General features: G+C 35.4%; 4 protein-coding genes and 1 riboswitch. All 4 genes read left to right on the top strand.

The window, feature by feature from the left end:
• The first annotated feature begins 432 nt into the window (after positions 1–432).
• Entirely contained in the window at positions 433–984 is a 552-nt protein-coding gene (gene sigX, locus GZA11_RS16075) for an RNA polymerase sigma factor SigX (RefSeq protein ID WP_038535927.1), read from the top strand.
• Positions 959–2,143 (top strand): negative regulator of sigma-X activity, encoded by a 1,185-nt coding sequence (locus tag GZA11_RS16070; RefSeq protein WP_163184384.1) that lies wholly within the window; start codon positions 959–961, stop codon positions 2,141–2,143. Before sigX ends, GZA11_RS16070 begins: the two co-directional genes overlap by 26 nt.
• A gap of 164 nt (positions 2,144–2,307) precedes the next feature.
• Positions 2,308–3,066, top strand: coding sequence for a peptidoglycan DD-metalloendopeptidase family protein (locus GZA11_RS16065; protein WP_038535923.1), 759 nt, complete (start codon positions 2,308–2,310; stop codon positions 3,064–3,066).
• Between the two features lie 104 nt (positions 3,067–3,170).
• Positions 3,171–3,304, top strand: a riboswitch (FMN riboswitch).
• 166 nt (positions 3,305–3,470) lie between these two features.
• Positions 3,471–4,055: an ECF transporter S component gene (locus GZA11_RS16060; protein WP_163184383.1), complete on the top strand. Its 585-nt coding sequence runs from the start codon at positions 3,471–3,473 to the stop codon at positions 4,053–4,055.
• Positions 4,056–4,302: the final 247 nt, after the last annotated feature.

Below are 4,302 nucleotides of genomic sequence, written 5' to 3'. Positions count from 1 at the left end.
ACGAGGGTTGAAAAGTCTATATGATCGTTATGAATTTCTTCGTCAATCTTAATAGAACCGCCGTATACCGAACGGTACGTACGGTGGTGTGAGAGGTCGGGGGTTAGTCACCCCCTCCTACTCGATTAACTACAATATATAAGGAAAAAGATGATTAATTATATTCCTTTTTGCAGAGTACAAGGCGCCTAGAATCCAACTTCAGAAGTTTCGGTCTATGCAGGGTTCTCCGTGATGAATGTAGGAATTGAATACGCTTGGTGTACAGAAAACAATGAATTTAGACTTATCTTTAGTAAAAAACATCTTCAAAAAATACCAATTTCCATTCAATACCTTCCTTTTTTGCTATATAAGGTCTATAGTAGAGTAAAAAGCTGAAACCTTTTACATAAAACCATCGACTAATAAGTTGAACGGGGAGGGGAAATGATGGACTCCGTTTTTAATGAGCTTTACCAAAATTATCATCAAGACGTTTTTCAATTTTTATTTTATATGGTAAGAAACAGAGAGCAGGCAGAAGATCTTGTTCAAGAAGTATATATAAGAGTTTTCAAATCTTATAATCGTTTTGAAGGAAAAAGTAGTGAGAAAACATGGCTTTTTTCCATTGCAAGGAATGTTGCTATTGATTATTTCCGAAAGCAAAAAGGTTGGAAGGGAAGAATTCTTGAAAAGTTTGATTGGTCAATGAGCGAAATAAAGGATAATGTTCCTATTCCAGAGGAAATTGCTATTCAGAAGGAAGAGATACTATGGGTATTTAAATGCCTAGATTATTGTACTGTGGATCAAAGAGCTGTTATTATTCTTCGATTTTTACATGATTTATCAATCACGGAAACAGCAGAGGCTTTAGAATGGACGGAAAGTAAAGTAAAAACAACACAGCATCGAGCCTTAAAACTATTGAAGAAACAAATGGCAACTTTTTATGAAAAGGAGGGTCTAACAAGTGAAAAAGTCAGAGTGGAGCGATAAAGAGCTCATTGAATTATTAAAAGAGATGCCAAAAGTTAAAGATTATCGCGATCCGCGTGACATTTATCAAAAACTTTCACCAAAAAAGCGTAGAACTTTTCCATGGCTATTTCCTGGAATTGCTTCAGTTGCCGCGTTGTTTCTTCTATTCTTAATTGCTTCGAATATAATTGATAATAACCAACATTCATTAGAAAAGTTAAAGGAAGAATCCACTAGTAATAGGGAGCTGGCAAGGGAAAATCAAGAGTCGGGCAATGTGATCAATAATGCTGGGATTTTAAAGGATCAATCAGAAGCACCAAAAACGAAAGTCACTAATGAAACTTCTGTTAAAACAGCGGTATATGGTGATACTGATTTACAAGATGGAAAAGTATTAATTTTTTGGATACCAGATGGTGTGCAAGATCAAAATCTTATACCAGTTGCTACGATTGTCAATGATGAAAAAAACAAAAACTGGTTGAGTTTATTTAATGAAAATATGGCTAGTTTAAAGGAAAAAGAATGGGGATTAAGTGATTATTACCCCCTAAATGCTTCACTAAGTTTAGATAAGAATGAGAGAAAAGTAATTGTTGATGTTCCTCCTGATCACACGTATGGCCAAGGTTCTAACCAGGAAACACTATTTATTAATATGTTAAAGAAAAATATTTCTTCCAATAGTGAAGTGAAACAAATAAAATTCACAACAAATGGTAAGCCTGGAATTGTACTGGGGAATTATGGTGTGGTTGAAGAAATGGACATTAAGGATGAAAAAAAACACGCATATTTCTTTTATTATCCAGAAGGTAGTAATATTCCATTTTTGGTTCCTTCACCTAGTGTCTATAAAGATATAAATACAGCCTTTGATGCAATGACAGGGGATATACAAGAATATAGATTAGAAAGGTCATTGGTACCATCGTTTGTGATCAATCAAGTTTCAACAGATGATAAAAAATTGCTTCTTACTTTAAATAATAATACTAAATTAAAAGATGACCAAATGACAGTTTGGTCATTAGAGGCTGTTCTTTTAACAGCTAAAGAATTTGGATTTGAACAAGTTTTAGTGACCAATCCTCCTATTTCCAATATCGGCTCATTTGATTTAACAAAAGAGATCAATGTACCACTTGCACCTAACTTGCGGGAAATACAATAAAAAATCAGCCTGATAAGGTTGATTTTTTTTGTATAAAAAAAGGAAAGACTCCAAATTATAACAAGTATGGTCAAACTGTCATTCAAATTGTATTGTTCTAAACCACATTAAGGGAACATATGGTTGATGAGAGGATAAGATTAAAAGGAGGAAATGGTTTACAAATGCTTGACTATATAAAGAGGTTTCTAATTGCTATTATCATGGCACTTTGTGTAAGTTTATTGTTTTTAGGGGTGAGAACTACCGAAGCAGAAAGTCTACAAACAATGAACGCTAAAGAGCACTGGATTTGGCCAGCAGATGGGGTGATTTCTGACACATTTGGGACAAGGAATGGAAAACATAAGGGAATAGATATTGCAGGAAAATGGGGGACACCGATCCTTTCCGTTGAAGAAGGAGAAGTGATAAAGTCTTACTATTCAAATACATATGGGAATGTAGTATTTATCAAGCATCCTAGCAATTTTGTCACCGTTTATGCTCATTTAAGCAGCAGAGCAGTAACGACTGGAGAAAAAGTAAAACAAGGTGATGTTATAGGTCATATGGGAAAGACAGGTCATTCAACGGGAACTCACCTTCATTTCGAATCACATCAGCAAGAATGGAGATATGATAAGAAATTTGCCATTGATCCTGAAATACTGCTAGGTAAAGCAGATGTGGGTGAGGCTGTAAAGGGAGGTGTTGCAGGTATTGGAAAAGAGGTTTTAGAGGTAAGTTCACAAATACATCAGCAAGTTACCCAACCATCTCAACAACTAGCCCTATCCAATAAAAAGCTTTATCAGGTAAAAAAGGGAGATACTTTATATTCTATTGCTAAAAGTATTCATATGCCTGTTTCAGACTTAAAAGAAATAAATGGTTTAACTTCAGATGTCATTCAACCAAATCAAATATTAATTATAAAGTAAAGTGCTAGCCCGTGATGATCACGGGCAATTATTATACCAAATATATAGTTTTATCTTAACATGTGGTTCTTTTTTCAGTATAATGTAATTATAATTTCATATCGATCTATCTTCGGGGCAGGGTGAAATTCCCGACCGGCGGTATTAGAGCAATGCTCTTAAGCCCGCGAGCCTTTTATGGGCAGGATTTGGTGAGATTCCAAAGCCGACAGTAAAGTCTGGATGGGAGAAGATGGAGGTTCTGCACGCGTTCAAAAAATTTTTATTATGTGAACGTTTATTTAGCATGCCTATTCTAACTCCCTCAAGATTTATCTTGAGGTTCTTTTGTTTTAGGCGTCTTTAGCTGAACCTCTCTTCCTATTTTGATGGATCAATAAAATGGAGAGAGGAAGATGTAAGAAATGAAAAACTCAAAGGTTAAATCTATGGTATCCATAGGAATGCTAAGCAGTATTGCTTATTTACTAATGTTGCTTAACTTCCCGTTACCGCCTTTCCAAGCATTTTTGTTAATCGATTTTAGTGATATTCCTGCGCTTATTGCCGTATTGGTATATGGACCTGTTGCAGGAATCTTAGTCGAATTATTTAAGAATTTGCTTGACTTTATTATGAAGGGCAGCCCTACAGGAATTCCGATCGGACAAATGGCTAATTTCTTGGCCGGAACATTTTTTGTTTTACCAACTTATTATGTTTATCGGAAATTAAAAACAAATAAAGGGATGACCATTGCATTAATCACAGGAACATTTATTATGTCTATTTTAATGAGTATTTTAAATTACTTATTTATTTTGCCAGCTTATACGGCATTAATGGGTTTTCCAGATATGCGAAATTATGTTGTACCGGGAATTCTACCATTTAATATAATAAAGGGATTAATAATATCCATGATATTTATGCTTGTATTTACACGTATGAAGGATTGGATATATAAATATGCAATTGTAAAAAATGCACAAAGGAATAAAGCAGCTTAGGATTTTCCTAGCTGCTTTTTTAACGTGCGCCCGGCATGGGTGTAATCTATAGGGTGAAAGTCCCGAGCTGCGAAGGCAGAAGTAGCAGTTAGCTTAACGCAAGGGTGTCCGTGGTGACGCGGAATCTGAAGGAAGCGAGCGGCAAACTTCCGGTCTGAGGAACACGAACTTCATATGAGGCTAGGTATCACTGGGTGAGTTTGCATGACAAAACAAAGCCCTTTCTGCCGAAGGTGATACAGAGTAA

This window comes from Neobacillus sedimentimangrovi, from assembly GCF_010614825.1.
GTDB lineage: Bacteria > Bacillota > Bacilli > Bacillales > Cytobacillaceae > Neobacillus > Neobacillus thermocopriae.
The sequence above is the reverse complement of the archived record's forward strand: the minus strand, read 5'-3'. Positions and strand labels throughout refer to the sequence as shown.